The organism is Streptomyces filipinensis, from assembly GCF_014649495.1.
In the GTDB taxonomy this organism is placed as follows: domain Bacteria; phylum Actinomycetota; class Actinomycetes; order Streptomycetales; family Streptomycetaceae; genus Streptomyces; species Streptomyces filipinensis.
Map to the genome: position 1 here is coordinate 342,211 of NZ_BMTD01000005.1, position 19,726 is coordinate 361,936.

Sequence of the window (19,726 nt, forward strand, 5' to 3'; positions counted from 1 at the left end):
CCATGGCGGGAAGTGCCCCTCCTGGCCATCGAGAACAAGATCCACCACGTCAGGGACACCACGTACGCCGAGGACGCCTCCCGTGTACGCACCGGCACCGCTCCAGGTGCCATGGCGTCCCTGCGCAACCTGGCCATCGGCGCTCTCCGACTCGCCAACCAGACGAACATCGCCGCTGGACTCCGCCACCACACCCGCGACGCCAACCGGTCACTGATCACCCTCGGCATCATGTGATCAACCAGGACACATCACCTGAACGACGCGGCCCTGGTGTCCTTCGACGGCGCAGGAAATCCAGGGCAGGGTCAGGCCGGCGAGGACGGCGTCGCGGTCTCGGTCGATGCCGGCGGCGAGGGTGTGGAGGCTGGGAAGGTCGTCCTGGCGGACGGCGTCGAGCCACTGTGGGAGTCGTTTGCCCTGGCGCTCGGTGAGCATTTGGGCGAAGGACCGGACGTGACCGGTCAGGGCGCCGAGTTCAGGGCAGATGGCAAGGACGGCTTTGAGCCGGAGCTGTTCGATCTCGGTCAGCGTCTCGGGTCCACTGAGGATCTATCTCGTCACCACGCGAGGTGCCGGCGCTTGCACGGTGACCGGCTGCGGCGAGGTGTGCTTCTCCAGCAGGCAGACGCTGACCCAGCCGTGGCTGCCTCGATAGCCCAAGGGAACGATCTCCTCCCAGGGCTTTCAGGCGTTGGTGCAGCCCTCGTCCCAACGCTCGTCCACGTGGGTCTTGTACTCGTCGAGGACGGAGGTCCTGGTGTACTGCCACCGGCCGTGAAAGAGGCCTTCCGGCTTCGAGGCTCCCTGGGTCGATTTTGAACAGCCGGTGCGTCACCGTCCTGTCCGAGCTCGCCACGGAGCGTTCTGATCACGGTCTGGTCGGTGTTTCTGTCTGCGCCAGGTGGTAACCCAGGGCAGTTGCGACGTGCTCAACGCTCTGCCCCATCCGCAGGGTCTGAATCAGGCCGGCACGCCGCAGGACCGCGGCGTGCCGACTGGCCGTGGCGTTTGATACACCGAGCAGGGAGGCCAGTTGCCGCCCGGTGATTCCACCGGACATGACGATGCTCTCAAGTGCCTGCGCCCTGCTGGTGCCCAGGAGCGGTCGCAGGGCTGCCCGCTGGCCAGGTCCGATGCGCGGCGCTGGTCCTGCGGGAATCCGGACGGTCAGCTGATCGCTGGCGGGTTCGGCCAAGGTGACCCGTCGGCTGAGGGCTACCGCCTGGATCTGCAGGGTCCGCCGGCCGAGCTCAAGGTCCGCGTCGAAGGCCGTCGCTAGTTCCAGGACGCCGTGACGGAAGCTGATTCCCTGTCCGAGCTGCTGGAGCATTGCCGAGGTGCCACTGCCGACGTAGATCTGGGAGAGGCCGACGGCCCGGGCCGCGACCGCGGATCGGATGCCCGAGCGATATGGCTCGATGGCGGTGCTGCGAAGGTGGGCGACGGCGTTGGCGAGGACGCTGCGGGCCCGCTCCTCGCCCTCAGCGAGGGCCTTGGTGAAGGGCGTGGGACTGCGGCGGGCGAATAAGTGGGAGAGGTACAGGCGGCTGACACCGCCAGCGAGATCCGGCGAAATGCTGCGCGTGTAGAGCTGCACCAGTGGGTCCCGAGGCTGCCCACTGCTGCGGGCGTAGGCCCTGCCGGCTGCTGTCAGTTCGGCGTCGTAGTCCGGGCTGGCGCCGACACTGACGCTGCCTAAGCCTGCGGACCCGAGATGAATCCGTATCAACGTTGGCCTTCCTGTGCACTTGACGCCACCATCAGGGCTTTTGCGCGTGCAGACGAAAGCTACCCGTGTCCGAGCGCAACCGAAACGATGCGTACACACCACGGCGCGACGCAGGCCAACGCGACCTCGCCCCGCTCGCGACTTCTCACTGCCGCGGTGCCCGGAGCCAGATCCTCAGACACAGACAAGGACGAACCATGAGACCCATCAGACGGTTCGTCGGCACGCTCAGCGCCGGCGTCACCCTGTTCGCGCTCGCGTTCACCGCCGTCCCCGCTCAGGCGGACCCCGTAAGTCCGGCGGCCCTCGGCGCCACCTCGGTACGGATCGCGTCCCCCGGGGGGACGAGCACGTTGCCCCGGGGGACGCGACGCGTAACGCCCACGGCTACCACCTACGGGCCCTACCTCGTCAAGAACGTCGTCACCGGCAAATGCATCGACATTCCCGGCTACGGCGCCGGGACGGTCAACGGGCCGGTCAACGAGTACACGTGCAACGGGACGTCCGGCGACAACCAGTTGTTTTACTGGGACTATGTCGGTGACAGTTCCAACGGCTACGCGCTCTACAACCTCCGCAACGTCAAGGACAAGCTGTGCCTCGACGTACCGGACTACGGCAGTGTGAACGCCGGCACCAAGGTCAGCGAGTTCTACTGCAACCAGACGACCGGCGACAACCAGCTCTATGCGCAAGTCGCTCGCTCCGACGGCTTCTGGCTCGTCAACCTTGCCAGCGGACTGTGCCTCGACGTCGACGGCGTACGCACCGGCGGCGACAACGCCCGTCTCACGCTGTATTACTGCAGCGACAACGACGACCACCACTGGACCATCCCATAAGCGGACGTCTTTCGGCCTTTGAGGTGGGGGATGAGCGTGCCGACCTGCGAGGTGGAGCTATGGGCGCCAGCGCGCTGATTCTGTTCGGCGGACCGGTTGCCGCCGGAACGGCAGCGGGGTATCTCAGCGGTGGCCGGCTGAGCAGACTGACGGACGTGCGGCTGCGATGGCTGTGGTTGCTGTGGCTCGCGGCCGCCGTGCAGGTCGCACAACTGGCTACCGTCAGTCTTCCCGGCACTGCCGGACGCCTTCTCAGGGCACCGCTGCTTGCATTGGTCTTCGCCCTTGGCCTCCTCTGGCTGGGCGTCAACGCCCAAGGCAGGAACAGGCCGTTCCAGACGGGCGTGGGACTGGCGCTCACGGGTGCCGTTCTCGATGCTCTGCCGATCGCCGTCAACGGCCGGATGCCCTACAGCCTCTCCTCGGCGGCCGTCGCCGGGCTGCGCGCCGGATCTCAGACTGCCAAGAACGTGCCGGCCGGACGCGGCACCCGTCTGCTCGCCCTCGGCGACACCATCCCCGTTCCACCGCTGCACGCCGTCGTCAGTATCGGCGACGTGCTCCTGGCGATCGCCGCGGGCCTGCTCGTCGCAACCGCCATGCAGCACCCAGCCCACGCGGCTCGAGAAGGGAACCAGCCATGTCCTCCCACACCCTCACCTGGCAGCGCCTGGCGCTGATTGTGTTCACCCTGGCTTCGGTCGCCGTCCTGCTCTACACGCTCGGCGCCCCCGATTGGACCGGCGGCTGACCAGTCGGCTTGCTGCACCTCCAGGCTCCGCCCTCGGCCGAACATCGCACCCCGACGCTGCCGACCTCGGGCGTCTCTGAACAGATCGAGCCCCACCCCACAATGAACGAGGGGTGGGGCCACAGCTGTGTCAAAGCGCGGTTGATCTAGCGAAGTCGCGGGTCACGGCCCGATGACGGGGTCCATAAAGATCGCTAAGAATGCTACGAGGCTGCCGTTGCGCACGGATGACCTCGTCCAGTCGCCGTTCAGAACCAGAGCCCCCGAAGGGCCTTCCACGATGGACTCCAGGGTGGATAAGGACGTCTACTCGCCGTGCTTCGAGATCCACGACATCACCACCGGCGGCGGCGGCGACGACGACGGCGACGGCGCCGTGCTCGTGCAGTCCATGGACCGCCTGAGCCGGAGCTCGCCCCCTCCGTACCCATCCCGGTGCGCTTCACCGCCCGCACAGAGAAGGAGTTCGTGGCCCTGGAGTTGGAGCGCGACTGACCGCACGCGGCGCACCGCTCGGTGCCGGGCCCGCCGTATGGGCCCGGCGCCGCCGCCGCTTCTCCGTCACCCGCGCACCAACACTCTGGAGCCACCGCATGCCCGCGCGCGCCGCCCAACACCCTGCAGAGACGACACACCCGCCTGGGGATCCCCAGCACCAGCAAGGCTCGCAGTGCTGGGAGGTGTGGACGGACCGCGACGGCGCACGGGTGCCGGTGAGCCGGCTGGAAAGCTCCACCGGAGCCGAGCACTGCGGCTGGCAGTCGGTCCGCTTCCGCACCCTGGCGGCCGCACGTACGTCCGTGATCCCGAGGGTGTGCTCGCCCGTGACGGGCTGCTCAGCGCGCCGTACCGCAAGCAGGTCCGCATGCCCGCGGGCGCCCGCGACACCGGGTACCACTACCGTGACCGGCACCTGTGGCTGACGGAGGACCGGGACACCGTCTACGTCCGCACGTCCTTCGGAGTGGTGGCCTGGCCCCGGGCGGCGCGGGAGGTCGCCTGCAAGTGACCGGTCACCGGCTCCGGTGCAGTGCGACCAGCAACTGCCAGACCTGGTCCGCGACTTCCTCCGGCGCTGCCCGCAGCAGCCCGTGCAGCCAGTCCGCGAGGACACCCGCGAAGGTCGCCGCCACCGCCGACGCGACCAGCGGGGCGTCAGCCGCGCCGGCCAGTTCGCGCTCCTCGAGGCTGCGGGCCCGCAGGTCCCGGTGCAGCACCCGGCCGAGCGGCCCGCCGCCGCCCGGCGCGAGCAGCGACCGGTACAGGGCCGCGTGCGGGGCAAGACCGGTGAAGAACTCCCGCAGCGCGGGCGGGGCGTGGACGGGATCGGGCCGCCCCCGCCAGGCGTGCAGCGCGTCCACCGCCTGCCGTACGACGTCCGCGCACGCGTCGACCGCCAGCGCCTCGATGCCGTCGTAGTGCACATAGAACGTGGCCCGGCCCACCCCGGCCCGGCGCACCAGCGCGGCCACGGCGACCTCCGCCGGCGGTCGCTCGGCGCACTCGGCGAGCAGGGCGGCGCGCAGCCTGGCGCGGGTGCGCGCCGCCCTCGGGTCCTCGTGCGGCGCCCGGCTCATCGTGCGGCGAGGACGGCGGCCAGCGCGAGCGCGCCGGGCAGCGCCTGGGCGAACAGGATGCGACGGTTGGCCGTGGTGGCGCCGAACACGCCCGCCACCACCACGCAGGACAGGAAGAACACCTGCACCCGAAAGCCGGTCGGTTCGGCGGCGAGAAGCCCCCACACCAGTCCGGCCGCGAGGAAGCCGTTGTAGAGGCCCTGGTTGGCGGCCAGCGGAGCGGTCGCCCGAGCCGTCTCCGGGTCGAACCCGTGCAGCCCCCGCCCCGGCTTCCGCTGCCACAGGAACATCTCCAGCACCAGGATGTACATGTGCAACACGGCCACCAGGCCGACCAGCACGTTCGCCACGATTTCCATGAGCAGCGAGCCCTCCCCTTCTTGGACAGGTGTCCAGGATAGCTGCACACCTGTCCATGAAATCAGCGGGTCCCGCCATCCCCGGCGCAGCCCCGTGCCCGTAAGCCCAGCTGGATCTCGAAGCGCGCCGGGGCGTGGGTACGGGCCGCAGATGCCGGGCGTACAGGCCCTGCTCTCCGCCGGCACCGTCTGCTCCGGCATGTACGCCAACCCCAAGAGCGGCAACCAGGGCAGCCTCGTGCGCGACGGTGTCGTCGAGGGCTGGGACCTGCATCCCGGCGGGGGCCCGTGCACCGGTATGCCTCCCGAGGAGGTCCTCACGGCGTACATCTACGGCTCCCACGCGATCGCCGAGTGCTGTGCCCACGCGGGCCTCTTCCCCGCCGACCCGCGGCCCTTCACAGGGGCCCCCGACCTGTGGGTGGAACTCCCCGAGCGGGACTACTGGCAGCACTGACCGGTTACCCCTTCCGGGGGCGCCCCCGCGTCGGGCCGGCAGGTGCGCGCGAGCCGCGGCCTGCCCGCCGTCCCCGGCGCGGCGGGCCGTGCACGGATCGGAGGCGGGGCTGGCGGTGCAGGAGTCCCACGAGTGCTGGACTTCTCCCCGCCCGCGCGCTGTCCGTCACTTAAGACGGCAGTGGCCCGGCGCGGACCGCCCGGGCCGACGTCCGGCAGCGATCACGAAAGCGTGCGATCACCCGCGGCAGTCCGGCCGCACTCCTGGGAAGTAAATCCCTCTACCACATGCACCACTAGCCGCCCGCCAGCAGCTTGAACGCCTGCCCGGGCCCGGGCAGGCCCCCGCACCGATGTCGAGGAACACCGACCGTGCGTTCCGCGCTCTGGGGGTCGAGCACCACCAGGCTCGGGTCCGCCTCCTCCCGCACCTGCCAGCGCAGCAGGTCATGGATGGTCTGCCGTCGTCGCGCCCCTTGGTGAACTACGTCACCGCGCCGCGCGGCGGAGCCGGCATGTGTGAGGGGTGGCAGGGCATCCGAGGTGAAGGGGGTGGGCTGACCTCGCTTTCGGTGCCGCCCGTCGACGTCAAGAGCCTCTTAGGGGTGAGAAGGTGAAGGGCTTTCGCAGCTTCATCCTGCGCGGCAACGTGGTCGACCTGGCCGTCGGCATCGTCATCGGGGCAGCGTTCACCGCCGTGGTGAACGGCTTCGTCAGCGCCTTCCTGACCCCACTCGTCGGGCTGGCCACCGGCGCCACCGGCGACATGAGCCGCAAGACCTTCACCGTAGGCGCCACCAAGTTCCCCTACGGCGCCTTCGTCAACGCGGCGATCAGCTTCCTCCTCCTCGCCAGCGCCCTGTACTTCCTGGTCGTGCTCCCGATCAACAAGCTCCACGAACGCCTCGCCCCACACCAGGACGTCCAGGCCCCCAAACGGGACTGCCCCGAATGCCTCAGCCCCGTACCCGCCCAGGCCCGACGCTGCGCCTCCTGCACCGTCTCCCTGCCCGCCGTACCCCCTCAGGCCGGGGAGACGACCCAGCGCGCCGGGTGACCAGCCCGGCCTGGGTTGCCGGGCCCGTCGCGGGCACGTCCGTGGTGACCGTAGTCACCGACGGCGTCCGATGCCGAACCGGCTGCGTGGCTTCACGGCCGGCGCTAGGGGGCCGCGCTCCCCGGCGAGACCTGACGTCGCTGACATTGAGCATGCCCTGCCCGGCCCCGGCGGCTGGGGCCTGTCCGGCGGATCTTGTCGTGGTCGTGGGCCTTGACGCTCCCATCGGCACCGAAGCGGGGCCGGTCGCCTCAGGACCTCGGGATAGGCCGTGCTCTAGCCGGCGACCCCAGGGACGTACGAAGATCGCTCAGTGACTGACGACGAACTGTTCGAGGCCGTCCTCGCCCGTGTGAAGGCGGGACGGCCCACTGATTTCGCATCGACTCTGACGACACCTGAACTTGCTTCGCTGGACAGGGTCGAGGATGCCGAGCGCGCAATCGGCTTTCGGCTTCCGCCGCTGGTCCGTCGCCTCTACCTGGAGATCGCTGACGGCGGTATCGGCCCGTTCCTCGGCTTCTCACCCCTGCACGATGAGGAGCTGGGCATGGTCAACGGCTGTCTCAGTCGCCTGAATGCCGAGCCGGCCCCGGACGATCCGCCCGCCCTACCGCCAGGCGTGCTGTTCCTCTGTGACTTCGGCTGTGCGATGTGGGCGTTGCTCGACTGCCGCCATCCCGAGGGTCAGATGTGGTGGTGGGAAGAAGGCGACCGCCACAAACTTGACCTCACCTTCCCCCAGTGGATCCAGGCATGGATTGAGGGGCACCTCACCCACGATTACATGGAGGCACGGCAGCTGCGGGACGAATCCTGGGTCGGACCGTGGGCCGACGAGCAGCCCTAGGGTCCATCCGGCGAGTCATGAGCGGATCCAGAGGCGTACAGCGGAAACGGTGACGGTGCCGTGGAAAACGTAGGCGCGCTTGTCGAAGCGGCTGGCCACGGCCCGCAAGCCCTTGAGGGCATTGATGGTGCGCTCGACTTCGTTGCGGCGCCTGTACGTCGTGCTGTCGAAGCCGGTGGGCCGGCCGCCCGCACTGCCTCGACGCTGGCGATCGGCCCGCTGATCTTTTCGTTCCGGAGTGGTGTGCTTGATCTGCCGACGTCGTAGGTAACGCCGGTTGTGGTGGGAGCTGTACGCTTTGTCGCCGCTCACTCGATCGGGCCGTGTGCGAGGGTGACCACCGCTTGGGCGGGGGACACGGATGCGTTCGAGGACGGGGATCAGCTGCGGGGCATCGCCCCACTGCCCTGGTGTGATGACGATGGCGAGGGGGCGTCGGCCGCCGTCGCTTGCCAGATGGATTTTGCAGACGAGCCCACCGCGTGACCGGCCCAGAGCTTCATCGTCGCGGTGCTGGGCAGGACGGCCTCGTCGACCGGGGAGCCGTGCTGGTCGTCTGCGGGCACCGGCGGCGTGCTGGTGAGCCCGGCACGAAGTCGAGTCGACGCTGACCATCGTCCAGTCGATGCGGCCCTCCGCGTCGGCGTCGGCTTGGACCGCACGAAGGAGTCTTTCCCAGGTGCCATCCGCTGACCAGCGTCGATGCCTTTCGTAGACCGTTTTCCACTTCCCGAACCGTGGTGGCACATCTCGCCACGGGATACCGGTCCGCTGGCGGAAGAGAATGCCGTTGATCACCCTACGGTGGCTCTTCCACCGTCCACCTCGCCCAACATTCTGTGGCAGGTGCGGGCTCAGAAAGACCCGGCGGTCAAAGTCGATCAGGCCAAGATCGACAAGAACCGAAGGAAGTCCATCAGCGAGTGCAGGAAGGTGTGGGGCGACTACTCAGGCAGCGGCCTGCAGTGCGACGAGTACCCCTTCGCGAGCACCCGTGAGGGCTCGACGAAGGGCGACAATCGGTTCTCCGTCCGGCTGATCGACGGGACGGACAACCGTAAGGGCGGCGAACGCCTCGATCAGATGTATACCCTCAACCGTCTCCTGGACGACGACGCGTTCTGCATGAGGATCACGGACTAGCAGGAGGGCTCGGCAGGCCATGGTGCTTCTCGCCGAACACGACATCACCGCCACCCCCGGCCGCTGTGTTGTGGAGGTGTACGACGCGGACGCCTACCTTGGCGACGAAGCGGCCCTGGACGCAGCAGAGACACAGGTGGTCGCCGGCAACGGCTACCACCTGTACCTGCTCAGCCTGCAACCCGACATGACCGTTCAAGTGACCATCCGTATCTGGGACTCTCCGCCAACCCCGCCCGCGAACGCCGAGGGACACACAGCGATTACTCTGGAATCCGAGACCGGCACACTCGTGATCGGACAACTCGACCGTGGACCCGCCGACGAGATCACGCTGCCCCGACCCGGCGTCTACGAAGGTCACGCATGGTGGGAGGGACGCACCGCAGCCGCCGACTACTACGGCACCACCCTTGACCAGCTCAGCGACGATTCCTCCGAGGACATACTCCTCGACGCCTGGGACAACAACCCGGTCATTGAACGCTACGTCCTCGACCTCGCATACACGCGCGAACCGGAACTCATCGATGATGAGGAACTCTGAGCTTGGCGACTGAGGGTTGAGTGGCCCCGAGTCGATCGGTGCGATCTGCATCGCCAAGGGCTACCGGCTGCAGCCGGCCGCCCAGGTCGCGACCACGCCCTACGAGCCTCTCGTCCAGGCTCTCGGCCGCTCCCCCTGCGCGGCCCGAACGCCGCCGGCGAATGGTGAGCCCTCGCCGCGGCGGTGCTACCCGGCGTCGAAGGAGCGGCGCCCGCCAGGCCTTCAGGCTACGAGGATCACGGCGACCGTTCTTCCCCGTTCCTCCCCGGAGAAGCGGAACGCCGAGGAGGGGTGGCCGGTCCGGCCGAGCCAGAACCGGCGGACGCAGCAGGCCGAAGCCGGTGGCCTGGACGGCGGCCACCGGCTGGCGAGCGCCTCGGGTCAGCCCAGGAGCTGACGGAGCACACCGGCCGATATGGCGTTGAGCTCCTTGCCGAGGCCGGTCTGCGTGCGCGCGGTCTCCGCGACCCAGTCGGCACCGGCCTGCGCGGCCTGCTCCTGCACGCGTACCGCGGCGACCACCGACTTCTCACAGGCGTCGACGACGGCCAGGCCGGTCTGCCTGACGGCATGACGGTACTTGTCCTGGACGTCCGCCAGGTCGCGTACCGCCCGGTCGAAGCCGGTGCCGTACTCCTCTGCTCTCATGCCCTGCATGAGCACCTCCTGTTGGTTTTCCTGGATGGCCCCTCCCGGGCGGGCCGCCCGGGAGGGGAGTCGGCGGTTCACATGTCGAGGCCTCCGTTGACGCCCCAGACCTGTCCGGTGATGTACGCGGAGGCGTCGTCGGCTAGGAAGCGCACCAGCCGGGCCACCTCCTCGGGACGGCCGAGCCGGCCCAGAGGGACCTGGCCGACGATGCGGTCGAGCACCTTGGCCGGGATGTGCTCCAGCATCTCGGTGGCGATGAAGCCGGGGGTGACGGCGTTGACCGTGATGCCGGGCCCGTACGGGTCCTGCCGGCCGGTCTTGGCCAGCTGGAAGGCGGCTTCCCGGGCGAGGGTCTTGGTGAGGCCGAACAGGCCGGACTTGGCGGCCGCGTAGTTGGCCTGGCCGATGTTGCCGGTCTCCCCGATGACGGAGGAGATCATGACGATCCGGCCCGAGCCCTGCTCGACCATGGCGCCCAGCGCCGCCTGTGCGAGGTAGAAGGGGCCGGAGAGGTTGACGTCCAGCACCTGCTGCCAGTCGGCTTCGGCCATCCGGGCCACCGTGCGGTCGATGGTGATGCCGGCGTTGTTGACCAGGATGTCGATCCGGCCGTGGCGTTCGACGACGTCCGAGACCAGGCGGCGGCAGTCCGCGGGGGAGCTGACGTCGGCCTGGTGGGCGCCGACCCGCTCCGCGTCCGCGCCGAATTCGGTGCGGCACCGGTCGACGAAGTCGCGGGCACGCCCGGTGTTGCCGGCGTAGGCGGCGGCGACCGTGGCTCCCGCGCCGGCCAGGCCGCGGCTGATGGCGGCGCCGATGCCGCGGGTGCCGCCGGTGACGAGGGCCACCCGGCCCTTCAGGCTCTGGTCGGCGGTGGCGGTGACGAAGGGGGCGGTGATGGTCACGAGGTGCTCCTTGCGGGGGTGGAAGCCGAGCGGGCGGCGAGCCAGCCGGCGATGTCGGGCCAGATCCGGTCCCGGGCCTTGGAGCCGGCCATGAGGCCGATGTGCCCGCCCGGGCGGTCGAAGTGGGTGACGTCGGCGGAGCCGACGCGGTCGAGGAACGGCAGGGTGCCCGCGCGCGGGGCGATGTGGTCCTGGGCGGCGGTCACCACGAGCACGGCGGCGTCGATCCCGGCCGGGTCCACGCGCCGCCCGCGCAGCCGGAGGGTGCCCGCGGCGAAGCGGTTCTCCTGGTACAGCCAGGTGATCCACTCCCGGTAGGCGCGCGCCGGGAACGGCGGGTTGTCGGCGACCCAGCGCGCCATCGACTGGAAGGCCTCCCGGTCGACGGTGCCCTGCTCCACCTGGTCCCACAGCCTGCGGTAGGTGGTGACGTAGTTGCCCACCGGCTTGAGCATCTTGTTCGCCCAGTCGATGGCATGCCCCGGGATGACCCGCAGGTCCGCCAGGGTGGCCACGTCGTAGGTGCCCGCCGTGACCCACTGCCGGTACACCGAGCCCTCGGTGTCGAAGGGCATGGTCAGCAGGACGGTGTTGGCCACCGGACCAGCGGGGTACAGCGCCGCGTACATCGCGGCGAACGCCGCGCCCATGCACCAGCCGACCAGGGACACCCGGTCGCCGCCGGAGCCGCGCAGCACCCGCCGCACCGCCCAGTGCAACTGGTCGCAGACGTAGTGCTCCAGTCCGCGGTCGGCGTCCTCCTCGTCGGGTACGCCCCAGTCGAGCAGGTAGACGTCGAATCCCTCGGCCAGCAGGAACTCCACGAAGGAGTTCCCCGGCCGGAGGTCGAACACGTCCGGCCGGTTGATCAGCGCGAACACCAGCAGCACCGGAACGGGGTGGCGGCGCCGGTCGCTGCGATAGCGGTACAGGGTGGTCGTGCGGTGGGTCCAGACGACGTCGCGGGGGGTGGCCGCGACGTTCGCCTGGTCCGCGGTGAGGACCAGATTGGCGGCCTCGGCCATCACCCGGGCCGGGCGCAGCGGATGCCGGACGGTCATGTTCCCGCCCCCTCACCGGCCGCCCCGTCCGCCAGCTGGTCGCGCAGGTCCTCGACCTCCTGCAGGACACGCTCCAACTTGTCCTCGGTCCGGGCCAGCTGGCGGCCGAGGCGGGTCACGTCGGAACGCCCGGCCAGCCGCATGTTGCGCAGCATCAGGTCGCAGGTCTCCCCGCTGATGCGGGTCAGTGCGGCGAAGTTGCCCGCGGTCAGGCCCAGCAGCTCGGCGAAGGCGCTTCCCGAGACGAGCTGCTCGGTGGCTTCGGCGGCCTGCTGCTCCATGGCCTCGTACCAGTCGCGGAAGGGCTTCTGGGCCCAGTCGCCCAAGGGGTTCCCGGTCGCCATCACACGCCTCCCTCACGCTCGAACAGTGCGGCGATGCCCTGGCCGCCCCCGATGCACATCGACACCACGGCGTAGCGGCCGCCGACGCGGCGCAGTTCGTGCAGCGCCTTGACGGTGAGGACGGCTCCGGTGGCGCCGACCGGGTGACCGAGGCCGATGCCGCTGCCGTTGGGGTTGGTGCGCTCGGGCGGCAGGCCGAGCTCGCGCGTGACGGCCAGCGCCTGGGCGGCGAACGCCTCGTTGACCTCGTAGACGTCGATGTCGTCGACCTTCAGGCCGGTGTCCTCCAGCAGGCGGCTGATCGCGGGGGAGGGGCCGATGCCCATGTAGGCCGGCTCCACTCCGACGTGGCGGTACGCCACCAGGCGCGCGAGCGGCTTCAGACCGCGCTCCTCGGCGACGGCCGCGTCGGCCAGGACGACGGCCGCGGCCGCGTCGTTGACGCCGGAGGCGTTGCCCGCGGTGACCGTGCCACCGGGCTTGAACGCCGGGCGCAGCTTGGCGAGGTCGGCCTCGGTGATGCCGGGGCGGGTGTGTTCGTCGGCGCTGACGTGGAGCGTGCCCTTGCGGGTGGTGATCTCCACCGGGACGATCTGCTCGGTGAAGCGCCCTTCGGCGGTCGCCGCGGCGGCCCGGTGGTGGCTGGTGAGCGCCAGCTGGTCCTGGTCCTCGCGGGAGACCTCCCAGCGCTCGGCGACGTTCTCGGCGGTGATGCCCATGTGGACGCCGTCGAAGGGGTCGGTGAGCGCCGCCACCATGGCGTCGAGGATCTGCCCGTCGCCCATCCGGGCGCCCCAGCGGGCCTGCGGGAGCCAGTAGGGGCCGCGGCTCATCGCCTCCGCGCCGCCGCCGACGGCCACCCGGCAGTCACCCAGTGCGATGCTCTGGGCGGCGGAGACGACGGCCTGCAGGCCGCTGCCGCACAGCCGGTTGACGTTCATGGCCGGGACCGACACCGGCAGGCCGGCCTGTACGGTCGCGACGCGGGCCAGATACAGGTCGCGGGGTTCCGTGGGGATGACGTGGCCGAAGACCACCTGCCCGGCGTCCTCGGGAGCCAGGCCGCTGCGGTGCAGCGCCTCGCGGGTGACCAGGGTGGCCAGGTCGGCCGGGGGGACGTCGGCGAGTGCGCCGCCGAACTTGCCGATGGGGGTGCGGACACCGCTCAGCACGACGATGCCGTGGTTGTTGTGGTTCTGCATGGGACCGGTCCTCGCCTCGTGAGGTCAGTGGGTGGGCTGGGTGATGGCGGAGGTGAGGGCGGCCATCACGCCGGGTTCGCCGAGCGTGGTGACGTCGCCGGCCTCCTGGCCGGTGAGCAGGTCGCGCAGCAGGCGGCGCATGATCTTCCCGGAGCGGGTCTTGGGCAGGCCCGCGGTGAAGACGATCTTCTTGGGCCGGGCCAGCTTGCCGATGCGGACCGAGACGTGCTCGCGCAGCTCGGCCTCCAGCGCCGGGTCGCCGGGACGGCCGTCGGCCGGGGTCACGAAGGCCACCACGGCCTGGCCGGTGAGCTCGTCCGGGACCGCGACCACGGCCACGTCGGCGACGGCCGGGTGCGCCGCGACGGCCGACTCCATCTCGGCGGTGGACAGCCGGTGGCCGGAGACGTTGATCACGTCGTCGGTGCGGCCGAGGATCCAGAAGTCCCCGTCCTCGTCCAGCCGGGCGGCGTCGCCCACCACGTAGGTGTCCTCGCCGAAGTGGGAGAAGTAGGTCTTCACATAGCGCTCGTCGTCGCCGTACAGGGTGCGGAGCATGCTGGGCCACGGCTCGGTGAGGGTCAGCAGTCCGGTCCCTTCGGTGACCGGGGCGCCGTCGGCGTCGACGAGCGCGGCGGAGACGCCCGGCAGCGGACGGGTGGCCGACCCCGGCTTGGTCCCGGTGGTCCCCGGCAGCGGCGCGATCATGATGCTGCCCGTCTCGGTCTGCCACCAGGTGTCCACGATCGGGCAGCGGCCGTCGCCGATCACCCGGTGGTACCACTGCCAGGCGGTGGGGTTGATCGGCTCGCCCACGCTGCCCAGCAGGCGCAGCGAGGACAGGTCGTGGCGGCCAGGCAGCTCCTCGCCCCAGTTCATGGCCGCGCGGATCGCGGTGGGCGCGGTGTACAGCTGGCTGACGCCGTAGCGCTCCACCAGCTCCCACCAGATGCCCCTGTGCGGGTAGTCGGGCGCGCCCTCGAAAAGCACCGAGGTGACACCGTTGGCCAACGGGCCGTACACGAGGTAGCTGTGCCCGGTGATCCAGCCGATGTCGGCGGTGCAGAACCAGACGTCCTGGGAGGGGTCCAGGTCGAAGACGATGCGGTGGGTGTAGGAGACGCCGGTCAGGTAGCCGCCGGTGGTGTGGACGATGCCCTTGGGCGCGGCGGTGGAGCCCGACGAGTAGAGGATGAACAGCGGGTGCTCGGCGGGCAGCGGCAGGGCGGGGCAGACCGGGTCGGCGGCGGCGCACAGGTCGGCGTACCAGCTGTCGCGGCCGGGCCGCATGGGGCACGGCGCCCCGGTGGCGCCCACGACCACGACGTGCTCCAGACCGGGCAGCGTCTCCAGGGTGTCCTCCAGCGCCTGCTTGACGGCGCTGACGCGCCCCTTGCGGCGTGCGCCGTCCACGGTGACCAGGACCTTGGCCCCGCAGGCCGCCATCCGTTCGCCGACCGCCTGCGGCGCGAAGCCGCCGAAGGCGACGTTGTGGACGGCGCCGATCCGGGCGCAGGCGAGCATCGCCACGATGGCCTCGGGGACCATCGGCAGGTGGATGCCGACCACGTCGCCGGCAGTGACGCCGAGTGCCTTGAGCGCGTTCGCGAACCGCTGCACCTCGGCGAGCAGCCCGGCGTACGTGATGGTCCGGGTCTCGCCCTCCTCGCCGTGCCAGTGGTAGGCCACGCGGTCGCCGAGTCCGGCGGCCACATGGCGGTCGAGGCAGTTGGCCGACGCGTTCAGCGTGCCGTCGGTGAACCAGCGGTGGAACGGCGCCTCGGTGTCGTCCAGCACCGTGGTGAACGGCTGGTCCCAGGACAGTCGGCGGGCCTGCTCCGCCCAGAAGCCGAGCCGGTCGGCGGCGGCCTGCGCGTATAGGGCCTCGGCGTCCGCCCACGGCCGTCGGCCGGTGGCGTGCTGCGTCGGGAACGGGCCGGTGGTGGTCGTCGGGTCGTGCTTCGGGTGCTTCAGGTGCGGAGTGCGGTCCGTCACGGTGTTGCTCCTCTGCCGTGTGATGGTCGCGGCTCCGCCGGTTCGTCTCCTCGGCGGAATGCCTGGTACCGACCTTGCGCCCGGCCGGCGCGTGGCCGGAAGGCCGCTGCGACGGGGCGCGCGCCGTCCGCGACGAGCGGTCCCCGCGGCGCGACGAACGGTCGGCCGGCCGGTCGACGGCGCGGCGGGCCGGTCGACGGCGCGGCGGGCCGCGTGGTCGTACGGTGAGTAGGTGATCGGTGTCCACCCGTCGGGGCTCAGACATCGGCGTGGTCCGCTCGGAGCCGGCGGCGCCGACGTGGCCGCCGTGCTGCGGTCCGCCCGGGAGATGGCCGACGAACTCGCCGACGGTCTCACGCCCCGGGCCGCCGACCGGGTCGCACGCCAGGCCCGCAGACTGCTGGGCGCCGACGGCGTGGTCTTGTGCGACCTGTCGGGACCGCTCGGTGCCGCCGGGAAGGTGCGCGGGGACGCGCGCGAGCTGGCGGAACGGGCCCTCACCGACGGCCGCCCGGTGCGCGGTGGTGGCGCCGTCGCCGCCCCGCTGCTCACCGGTGCGGAACCGCTGGGGGCGCTGGTGGTGGCCGGCGACGAGAGCGCCGCCGATCAGGCGGAGGCGCTCGCGGACTGGCTGGGCGAGGCCCTGGAGCGAGCCGTGCTCGGCCTCGCGAGAGAGGAACTCGCGCTGGCCGAGCTGAGCCGCCTGCGCGCCCAGATCTCGCCGCACTTCCTCTACAACGCGCTGTCCGCGATCGCGTCCCTCGTGCGCTCCGACCCGGAGCGGGCCCGGGACCTGCTGGTGCAGTTCTCGGAACTGGCCCGTTACGCCTTCTCCGGGCGCGGACAGTTCACCACCGTCGCCGAGGAGTTCCGTGCCATCGAGGTGTACCTGCAGCTCGAACGGGCCCGCTTCGGACCCCGGCTGTCGACCTGGGTGCGGGTCGCCCCCGAGGTACTGCCGGTCACGTTGCCGTTCCTCACCCTCCAGCCCCTGGTGGAGAACGCCGTCCGGCACGGCATCGAGCCGCGGCCGGGCGGCGGGACGGTGACCGTCACCGGTGCCGCCCTGGGCCCCGACTGCACCATCACCGTCGAGGACGACGGCGCGGGCATGGCGCCGGAGCTGGCGGAAGCGGTGCTGAGCGGGCGCGGCGAGCGTTCCGGGATCGGCCTGGCCAACGTCGATCAGCGGCTCCGTACCCTGTACGGCCCGGAATACGGGCTGCTGGTAGAGACCGCGCCCGGCGCGGGTACCCGGATCACCCTCCGGGTGCCGTTGTCCTCACCGGGAATGGCGACGAGGTGACCGGGATGATGACCAGGGAACTGGGGAGATGACCGGGGAACTGTCGGTGCTGGTGGTCGAGGACGAGCCGCTCAGCCTCGACGAACTGGTGCACCTGCTGCGCGGCGTCCCCGGCGTGGGGCAGGTGGCCTCCGCCCCCGACGCGATGTCCGCGCTCAAGCTGCTGCGCGACCGGGAGTTCGACGCCGCCTTCCTCGACATCGGCATGCCCGGACTGGACGGCATGGAGCTGGCCGCGGTGCTCTCCCGGCTTGCGCGGCCGCCCGCGGTCGTCTTCGTCACCGCCTCCCAGGCGCACGCGATCGACGCCTTCGGGATCGGAGCGGTGGACTACCTCCTCAAGCCCGCCTCCGCCGGACGGGTGCGGCAGGCGCTGGAGCGGGTCGGCCGGGCCCGCGCCGCTTCCGCCGCCCCAGGAACCCCTGCCGCTTCCGCCACCCCGGGAATCCCTGCCGGCGCGCCGCCCGAGCCAGCCGGTGACCTGGCCGTGCTCAAGGTGGAGTCCGCGGGCCGCACCCGGTTCGTGCGGCGGGAGCAGGTGCGGTTCGTGGAGGCGCACGGCGATCATGTGCGGCTGGACACCCGGGACGGCCGGTTCCTGGTCCGCATGCCGCTGTCCGCTCTGGAACACAGCTGGTCCCAGGCCGGGTTCCTGCGGGTGCACCGGAGTTTCCTGCTCGCCCTGCGGGCGGTCGAGGACCTGCGGACCGACGTCGTGGGCCAGCTGGTCGCGCACACCGCCGGCGGCGACGTCCCGGTCAGCCGCCGCCACGCCCGCCACCTGAAGGAACAGCTGTTCGCCGCGGCCCGGGAGGGCCGGGTCGGCGGGGCACGGCGATGAGCCGACCGCGCCGCGTGGCGGTGGTGAGCCCCCAGACCCGGCTGGCCCTGGCCCGGCGTTCGGCGGCCGGTCGGCACCTCGTCCTGCCCCCGGACTTCGACGCACGCGCCGCCCGGCGCGCCTATCTGCGCCAGCGCCGCCTCGCCGGCGCCACGGTGCTGACACTGGCCACGCTGCTGCTGGCCCTGCCGCTCCTGATCGCCACCGTGCCGCAGCTGGGCACGGTCCGGCTCGTCGGCGTCCCCTTGTCCTGGCTGCTGGTCGGCGTCTTCGCCCACCCCTTGCTGCTGCTCGCCGCCGTGGCCCTTCTGCGCCGTACCGAGCGGGCGGAGCGGACGCGATGACCATCGCCCTGATCTCCTTGGTGGCGCTGGCCGCGCTGGGCATCGGAATGTTCAGCGTGCGGGTGGTGCGCAGCACGGGCGACTTCCTGGTCGCCGCCCGGAGTGTGTCCCCGGCGCTGAACGGAGCCTCCATCGCGGGGGAGTACCTTTCGCTGGCCTCCTTCCTCGGTGTCGCGGGCCTGGTACTGGGCAGCGGTGTCGGTGTGCTCTGGTTCCCGGTGGGCTTCACCGCCGGATACCTGGTGCTGCTGGTCGCGGTCGCGGCGCCGCTGCGGCGCTCCGGCGCCTACACCGTGCCCGACTTCGTGGAGAACCGGCTCGGCTCGCCGCCCGCCCGGCGTCTGGCGGGCATGGCCGTCCTGCTGATCGGCTGGACCTATCTGGTGCCGCAGTTCCAGGGCGCAGGCCGCATCCTGGAGCGTTTCGGTGGTGTGCCGTACCCTTTGGCCGTGCTGCTCGCGGGCACCCTCGTGGCCGTGACCGTGGCGCTGGGCGGCATGCGCTCGGCGACCTACGTCCAGGCCTTCCACTACGCCGTGAAGCTGTTCTTCCTGGCCGTGCCCGCGCTGGTGCTGATCGTCGCGGTCGGACCGGCCGGGCGGTCCGCGGCCGTGCACCCGGAGCGCGGCACCCGCTTCCCGCAGGCGACGACCGTCGAGTTCCACGTGCCCGCGGTCCTCCAGGTGCGCAGCCCGGTCACCGTCACCGTCGACGACCGGACGGCCGCCTGGGCGCCGGGACGCCACCCGGTCTCGGACGGCACGCGGGTGCGCTTCCCCCGAGGAGCGCCGGTTCCCCAGGTGCGCGGCACCGAGGAGCTGGGCGGTCCGGCCTGGCGCACCCCCCTCCTGCACCTGCCCGGCAGCACACATCCCCTGTTCCAGACCTGGTCGCTGCTGCTGGCCACGGTCCTGGGCACCGTGGGTCTGCCGCACATCCTCGTACGACTGCACACCAGCTCGGACGGCAGAGCCGCGCGCCGCGCCGTGGTGGTCACCCTGGCCCTGCTCGGCCTCTTCTACCTCGCCCCGGCCGTGTACGGGCTGCTCGGCCGGACGGTGGTCCCGCAGCTGTACCTCACCGGCCCCACCGACACGGTGGCCCTGGTCCTGCCCGGCGCGGTGCTGGGGCCGCCGTGGGGCGCCGCGCTGTCGGCGGTCGTCGCGGCCGGCACCTACGCCGCCTTCCTGGCCACCTCTTCGGGGCTGCTCCTGGTGGTGGCCGGCGGCATCGGCCACGACCTGCGCACCGGCTCGCTGCGCGATCTGCGGATGACGGTCGTCCTGGGAGCGGCGGTGGGGGTGCTGCTGGCGCTGCCGGCGCGCTCGCTGGAGATCGGCGTCGTGGTCGGCTGGGCCTTCGCGATCTCCGCGTCCACGCTCTGCCCCCTGCTGCTCCTCGGGATCTGGTGGCGCGGGCTGACGGCGGCGGGTGCCGGTGCCGGACTCGTGGTCGGCGGGGTGTCGGCCGCCGGAGCCGCGGCGATCTCGGCGCTGGGCGCGGCCCCCGCCGGCTGGCCCAGGACCCTCTGCCTGCAGCCCGCGGCCTGGTCGGTGCCGCTGGCCTGCACGGTCATGGTCGCCGTCTCCCGGCTGGGGCGGCCTCCCGCCGGTGCCGAGGACCTCATGCTGGCCATGCACGTGCCCGAGTCCGCGGAGCCGGTGCGGCGCGGGCGCTGACGCCCGCCGGACATCCGCCGCGCCGGGACGATCCGCGTCGCCTGCCGCCTGCCGCCTGCCGCCTGCCGACGCCGACCATTC

At 71.3% G+C, this 19,726-nt stretch carries 23 protein-coding genes and 1 pseudogene; 14 read left to right on the forward strand and 10 right to left on the reverse strand.

Going from position 1 to position 19,726, the window contains the following annotated elements; all coding sequences use genetic code 11:
* Positions 1 to 237, forward strand: a pseudogene (locus IE244_RS14845) (hypothetical protein); the annotation flags it as partial.
* Between the two features lie 36 nt (positions 238 to 273).
* The gene (locus tag IE244_RS14850; protein WP_191873981.1) at positions 274 to 822 is read left to right on the forward strand and encodes a hypothetical protein; all 549 of its coding nucleotides are present in this window, start codon (positions 274 to 276) and stop codon (positions 820 to 822) included.
* A gap of 49 nt (positions 823 to 871) precedes the next feature.
* On the opposite strand, the gene IE244_RS14855 is transcribed toward IE244_RS14850, so the two are convergent.
* Entirely contained in the window at positions 872 to 1,600 is a 729-nt protein-coding gene (locus IE244_RS14855; protein ID WP_229854114.1) for an ArsR/SmtB family transcription factor, read from the reverse strand.
* A gap of 329 nt (positions 1,601 to 1,929) precedes the next feature.
* Between IE244_RS14855 and IE244_RS14860 the strand changes: the two genes are divergently transcribed.
* From IE244_RS14860 to IE244_RS14870, 3 genes are all read left to right on the forward strand, one after another.
* Entirely contained in the window at positions 1,930 to 2,577 is a 648-nt protein-coding gene (locus IE244_RS14860) for an RICIN domain-containing protein (RefSeq protein ID WP_191873983.1), read from the forward strand.
* Between the two features lie 59 nt (positions 2,578 to 2,636).
* Complete coding sequence (locus IE244_RS14865; protein WP_191873984.1) at positions 2,637 to 3,257, forward strand: DUF5317 family protein; 621 nt, start codon at positions 2,637 to 2,639, stop codon at positions 3,255 to 3,257.
* An 885-nt stretch (positions 3,258 to 4,142) separates the two neighbouring features.
* A complete protein-coding gene (locus tag IE244_RS14870) occupies positions 4,143 to 4,337 on the forward strand; it encodes a hypothetical protein (protein ID WP_191873985.1) in 195 nt (64 codons plus the stop codon).
* A gap of 4 nt (positions 4,338 to 4,341) precedes the next feature.
* Here IE244_RS14870 and IE244_RS14875 read toward each other — a convergent pair whose 3' ends face one another.
* Both IE244_RS14875 and IE244_RS14880 read right to left on the reverse strand, forming a co-directional pair.
* Positions 4,342 to 4,905: a TetR/AcrR family transcriptional regulator gene (locus tag IE244_RS14875; protein WP_191873986.1), complete on the reverse strand. Its 564-nt coding sequence runs from the start codon at positions 4,903 to 4,905 to the stop codon at positions 4,342 to 4,344.
* Positions 4,902 to 5,264 (reverse strand): DUF1304 domain-containing protein, encoded by a 363-nt coding sequence (locus IE244_RS14880; RefSeq protein WP_191873987.1) that lies wholly within the window; start codon positions 5,262 to 5,264, stop codon positions 4,902 to 4,904. The genes IE244_RS14875 and IE244_RS14880 overlap by 4 nt, the downstream gene beginning before the upstream one ends.
* Positions 5,265 to 5,415: 151 nt before the next feature.
* On the opposite strand from IE244_RS14880, the gene IE244_RS14885 reads away from it, so the two are divergent.
* The 3 genes from IE244_RS14885 to IE244_RS14895 all read left to right on the forward strand — a co-directional run bounded on the left by IE244_RS14885 (position 5,416) and on the right by IE244_RS14895 (position 7,627).
* On the forward strand, positions 5,416 to 5,721 hold the full coding sequence (locus IE244_RS14885; protein WP_191873988.1) for a hypothetical protein: 306 nt from the start codon (positions 5,416 to 5,418) through the stop codon (positions 5,719 to 5,721).
* A 612-nt stretch (positions 5,722 to 6,333) separates the two neighbouring features.
* Complete coding sequence (gene mscL, locus IE244_RS14890) at positions 6,334 to 6,777, forward strand: large conductance mechanosensitive channel protein MscL (protein ID WP_191873989.1); 444 nt, start codon at positions 6,334 to 6,336, stop codon at positions 6,775 to 6,777.
* A gap of 313 nt (positions 6,778 to 7,090) precedes the next feature.
* Positions 7,091 to 7,627, forward strand: coding sequence for an SMI1/KNR4 family protein (locus IE244_RS14895; RefSeq protein ID WP_191873990.1), 537 nt, complete (start codon positions 7,091 to 7,093; stop codon positions 7,625 to 7,627).
* A 15-nt stretch (positions 7,628 to 7,642) separates the two neighbouring features.
* Here the strand turns inward: IE244_RS14895 and IE244_RS14900 are convergent, their stop codons facing one another.
* A complete protein-coding gene (locus tag IE244_RS14900) occupies positions 7,643 to 8,512 on the reverse strand; it encodes an IS5 family transposase (protein ID WP_191874083.1) in 870 nt (289 codons plus the stop codon).
* Here IE244_RS14900 and IE244_RS14905 point away from each other — a divergent pair.
* Both IE244_RS14905 and IE244_RS14910 read left to right on the forward strand, forming a co-directional pair.
* On the forward strand, positions 8,474 to 8,770 hold the full coding sequence (locus IE244_RS14905; protein ID WP_229854115.1) for a NucA/NucB deoxyribonuclease domain-containing protein: 297 nt from the start codon (positions 8,474 to 8,476) through the stop codon (positions 8,768 to 8,770). The genes IE244_RS14900 and IE244_RS14905 overlap by 39 nt on opposite strands.
* 19 nt (positions 8,771 to 8,789) lie before the next feature.
* Positions 8,790 to 9,317 carry a hypothetical protein gene (locus IE244_RS14910; RefSeq protein WP_191873991.1) on the forward strand — a complete coding sequence of 176 codons (528 nt, stop codon included), beginning with the start codon at positions 8,790 to 8,792 and terminating at the stop codon, positions 9,315 to 9,317.
* A 381-nt stretch (positions 9,318 to 9,698) separates the two neighbouring features.
* Here the strand turns inward: IE244_RS14910 and IE244_RS14915 are convergent, their stop codons facing one another.
* From IE244_RS14915 to acs, 6 genes are all read right to left on the reverse strand, one after another.
* Positions 9,699 to 9,974: a hypothetical protein gene (locus IE244_RS14915; protein WP_191873992.1), complete on the reverse strand. Its 276-nt coding sequence runs from the start codon at positions 9,972 to 9,974 to the stop codon at positions 9,699 to 9,701.
* A gap of 68 nt (positions 9,975 to 10,042) precedes the next feature.
* On the reverse strand, positions 10,043 to 10,873 hold the full coding sequence (gene fabG, locus IE244_RS14920) for a 3-oxoacyl-ACP reductase FabG (RefSeq protein ID WP_191873993.1): 831 nt from the start codon (positions 10,871 to 10,873) through the stop codon (positions 10,043 to 10,045).
* Positions 10,870 to 11,934 (reverse strand): alpha/beta fold hydrolase, encoded by a 1,065-nt coding sequence (locus IE244_RS14925; RefSeq protein ID WP_191873994.1) that lies wholly within the window; start codon positions 11,932 to 11,934, stop codon positions 10,870 to 10,872. The genes fabG and IE244_RS14925 overlap by 4 nt, the downstream gene beginning before the upstream one ends.
* Positions 11,931 to 12,278, reverse strand: coding sequence for a hypothetical protein (locus IE244_RS14930; protein ID WP_191873995.1), 348 nt, complete (start codon positions 12,276 to 12,278; stop codon positions 11,931 to 11,933). Before IE244_RS14930 ends, IE244_RS14925 begins: the two co-directional genes overlap by 4 nt.
* Positions 12,278 to 13,480: a beta-ketothiolase BktB gene (gene bktB / locus IE244_RS14935; protein ID WP_191873996.1), complete on the reverse strand. Its 1,203-nt coding sequence runs from the start codon at positions 13,478 to 13,480 to the stop codon at positions 12,278 to 12,280. Before bktB ends, IE244_RS14930 begins: the two co-directional genes overlap by 1 nt.
* Positions 13,481 to 13,504: 24 nt before the next feature.
* Entirely contained in the window at positions 13,505 to 15,475 is a 1,971-nt protein-coding gene (gene acs / locus IE244_RS14940) for an acetate--CoA ligase (protein WP_191873997.1), read from the reverse strand.
* A gap of 232 nt (positions 15,476 to 15,707) precedes the next feature.
* On the opposite strand from acs, the gene IE244_RS14945 reads away from it, so the two are divergent.
* The 4 genes from IE244_RS14945 to IE244_RS42775 are packed head-to-tail and all read left to right on the forward strand — an operon-like array spanning position 15,708 to position 19,645.
* Complete coding sequence (locus tag IE244_RS14945; protein ID WP_229854116.1) at positions 15,708 to 16,781, forward strand: sensor histidine kinase; 1,074 nt, start codon at positions 15,708 to 15,710, stop codon at positions 16,779 to 16,781.
* Positions 16,782 to 16,809: 28 nt separating this feature from the next.
* Positions 16,810 to 17,622: a LytR/AlgR family response regulator transcription factor gene (locus IE244_RS14950; RefSeq protein ID WP_191873998.1), complete on the forward strand. Its 813-nt coding sequence runs from the start codon at positions 16,810 to 16,812 to the stop codon at positions 17,620 to 17,622.
* Positions 17,619 to 17,966: a hypothetical protein gene (locus IE244_RS14955; RefSeq protein ID WP_191873999.1), complete on the forward strand. Its 348-nt coding sequence runs from the start codon at positions 17,619 to 17,621 to the stop codon at positions 17,964 to 17,966. The genes IE244_RS14950 and IE244_RS14955 overlap by 4 nt, the downstream gene beginning before the upstream one ends.
* The gene (locus IE244_RS42775) at positions 17,963 to 19,645 is read left to right on the forward strand and encodes a sodium/solute symporter (protein WP_191874000.1); all 1,683 of its coding nucleotides are present in this window, start codon (positions 17,963 to 17,965) and stop codon (positions 19,643 to 19,645) included. Before IE244_RS14955 ends, IE244_RS42775 begins: the two co-directional genes overlap by 4 nt.
* The last annotated feature ends 81 nt before the right edge of the window (positions 19,646 to 19,726 follow it).

Bases quoted from the DNA above. Each gene is read 5' to 3' on its own strand.
- IE244_RS14865 (WP_191873984.1), top strand. From the start codon at position 2,637: ATGGGCGCCAGCGCGCTGATTCTGTTCGGCGGACCGGTTGCCGCCGGA.
- IE244_RS14860 (WP_191873983.1), top strand. From the start codon at position 1,930: ATGAGACCCATCAGACGGTTCGTCGGCACGCTCAGCGCCGGCGTCACC.
- IE244_RS14925 (WP_191873994.1), bottom strand. From the start codon at position 11,934: ATGACCGTCCGGCATCCGCTGCGCCCGGCCCGGGTGATGGCCGAGGCC.
- IE244_RS14875 (WP_191873986.1), bottom strand. From the start codon at position 4,905: ATGAGCCGGGCGCCGCACGAGGACCCGAGGGCGGCGCGCACCCGCGCC.
- IE244_RS14950 (WP_191873998.1), top strand. From the start codon at position 16,810: ATGACCGGGGAACTGTCGGTGCTGGTGGTCGAGGACGAGCCGCTCAGC.
- IE244_RS14915 (WP_191873992.1), bottom strand. From the start codon at position 9,974: ATGCAGGGCATGAGAGCAGAGGAGTACGGCACCGGCTTCGACCGGGCG.
- IE244_RS14910 (WP_191873991.1), top strand. From the start codon at position 8,790: ATGGTGCTTCTCGCCGAACACGACATCACCGCCACCCCCGGCCGCTGT.
- IE244_RS14880 (WP_191873987.1), bottom strand. From the start codon at position 5,264: ATGGAAATCGTGGCGAACGTGCTGGTCGGCCTGGTGGCCGTGTTGCAC.
- bktB (WP_191873996.1), bottom strand. From the start codon at position 13,480: ATGCAGAACCACAACAACCACGGCATCGTCGTGCTGAGCGGTGTCCGC.
- IE244_RS14885 (WP_191873988.1), top strand. From the start codon at position 5,416: ATGCCGGGCGTACAGGCCCTGCTCTCCGCCGGCACCGTCTGCTCCGGC.
- IE244_RS42775 (WP_191874000.1), top strand. From the start codon at position 17,963: ATGACCATCGCCCTGATCTCCTTGGTGGCGCTGGCCGCGCTGGGCATC.
- IE244_RS14930 (WP_191873995.1), bottom strand. From the start codon at position 12,278: ATGGCGACCGGGAACCCCTTGGGCGACTGGGCCCAGAAGCCCTTCCGC.
- IE244_RS14955 (WP_191873999.1), top strand. From the start codon at position 17,619: ATGAGCCGACCGCGCCGCGTGGCGGTGGTGAGCCCCCAGACCCGGCTG.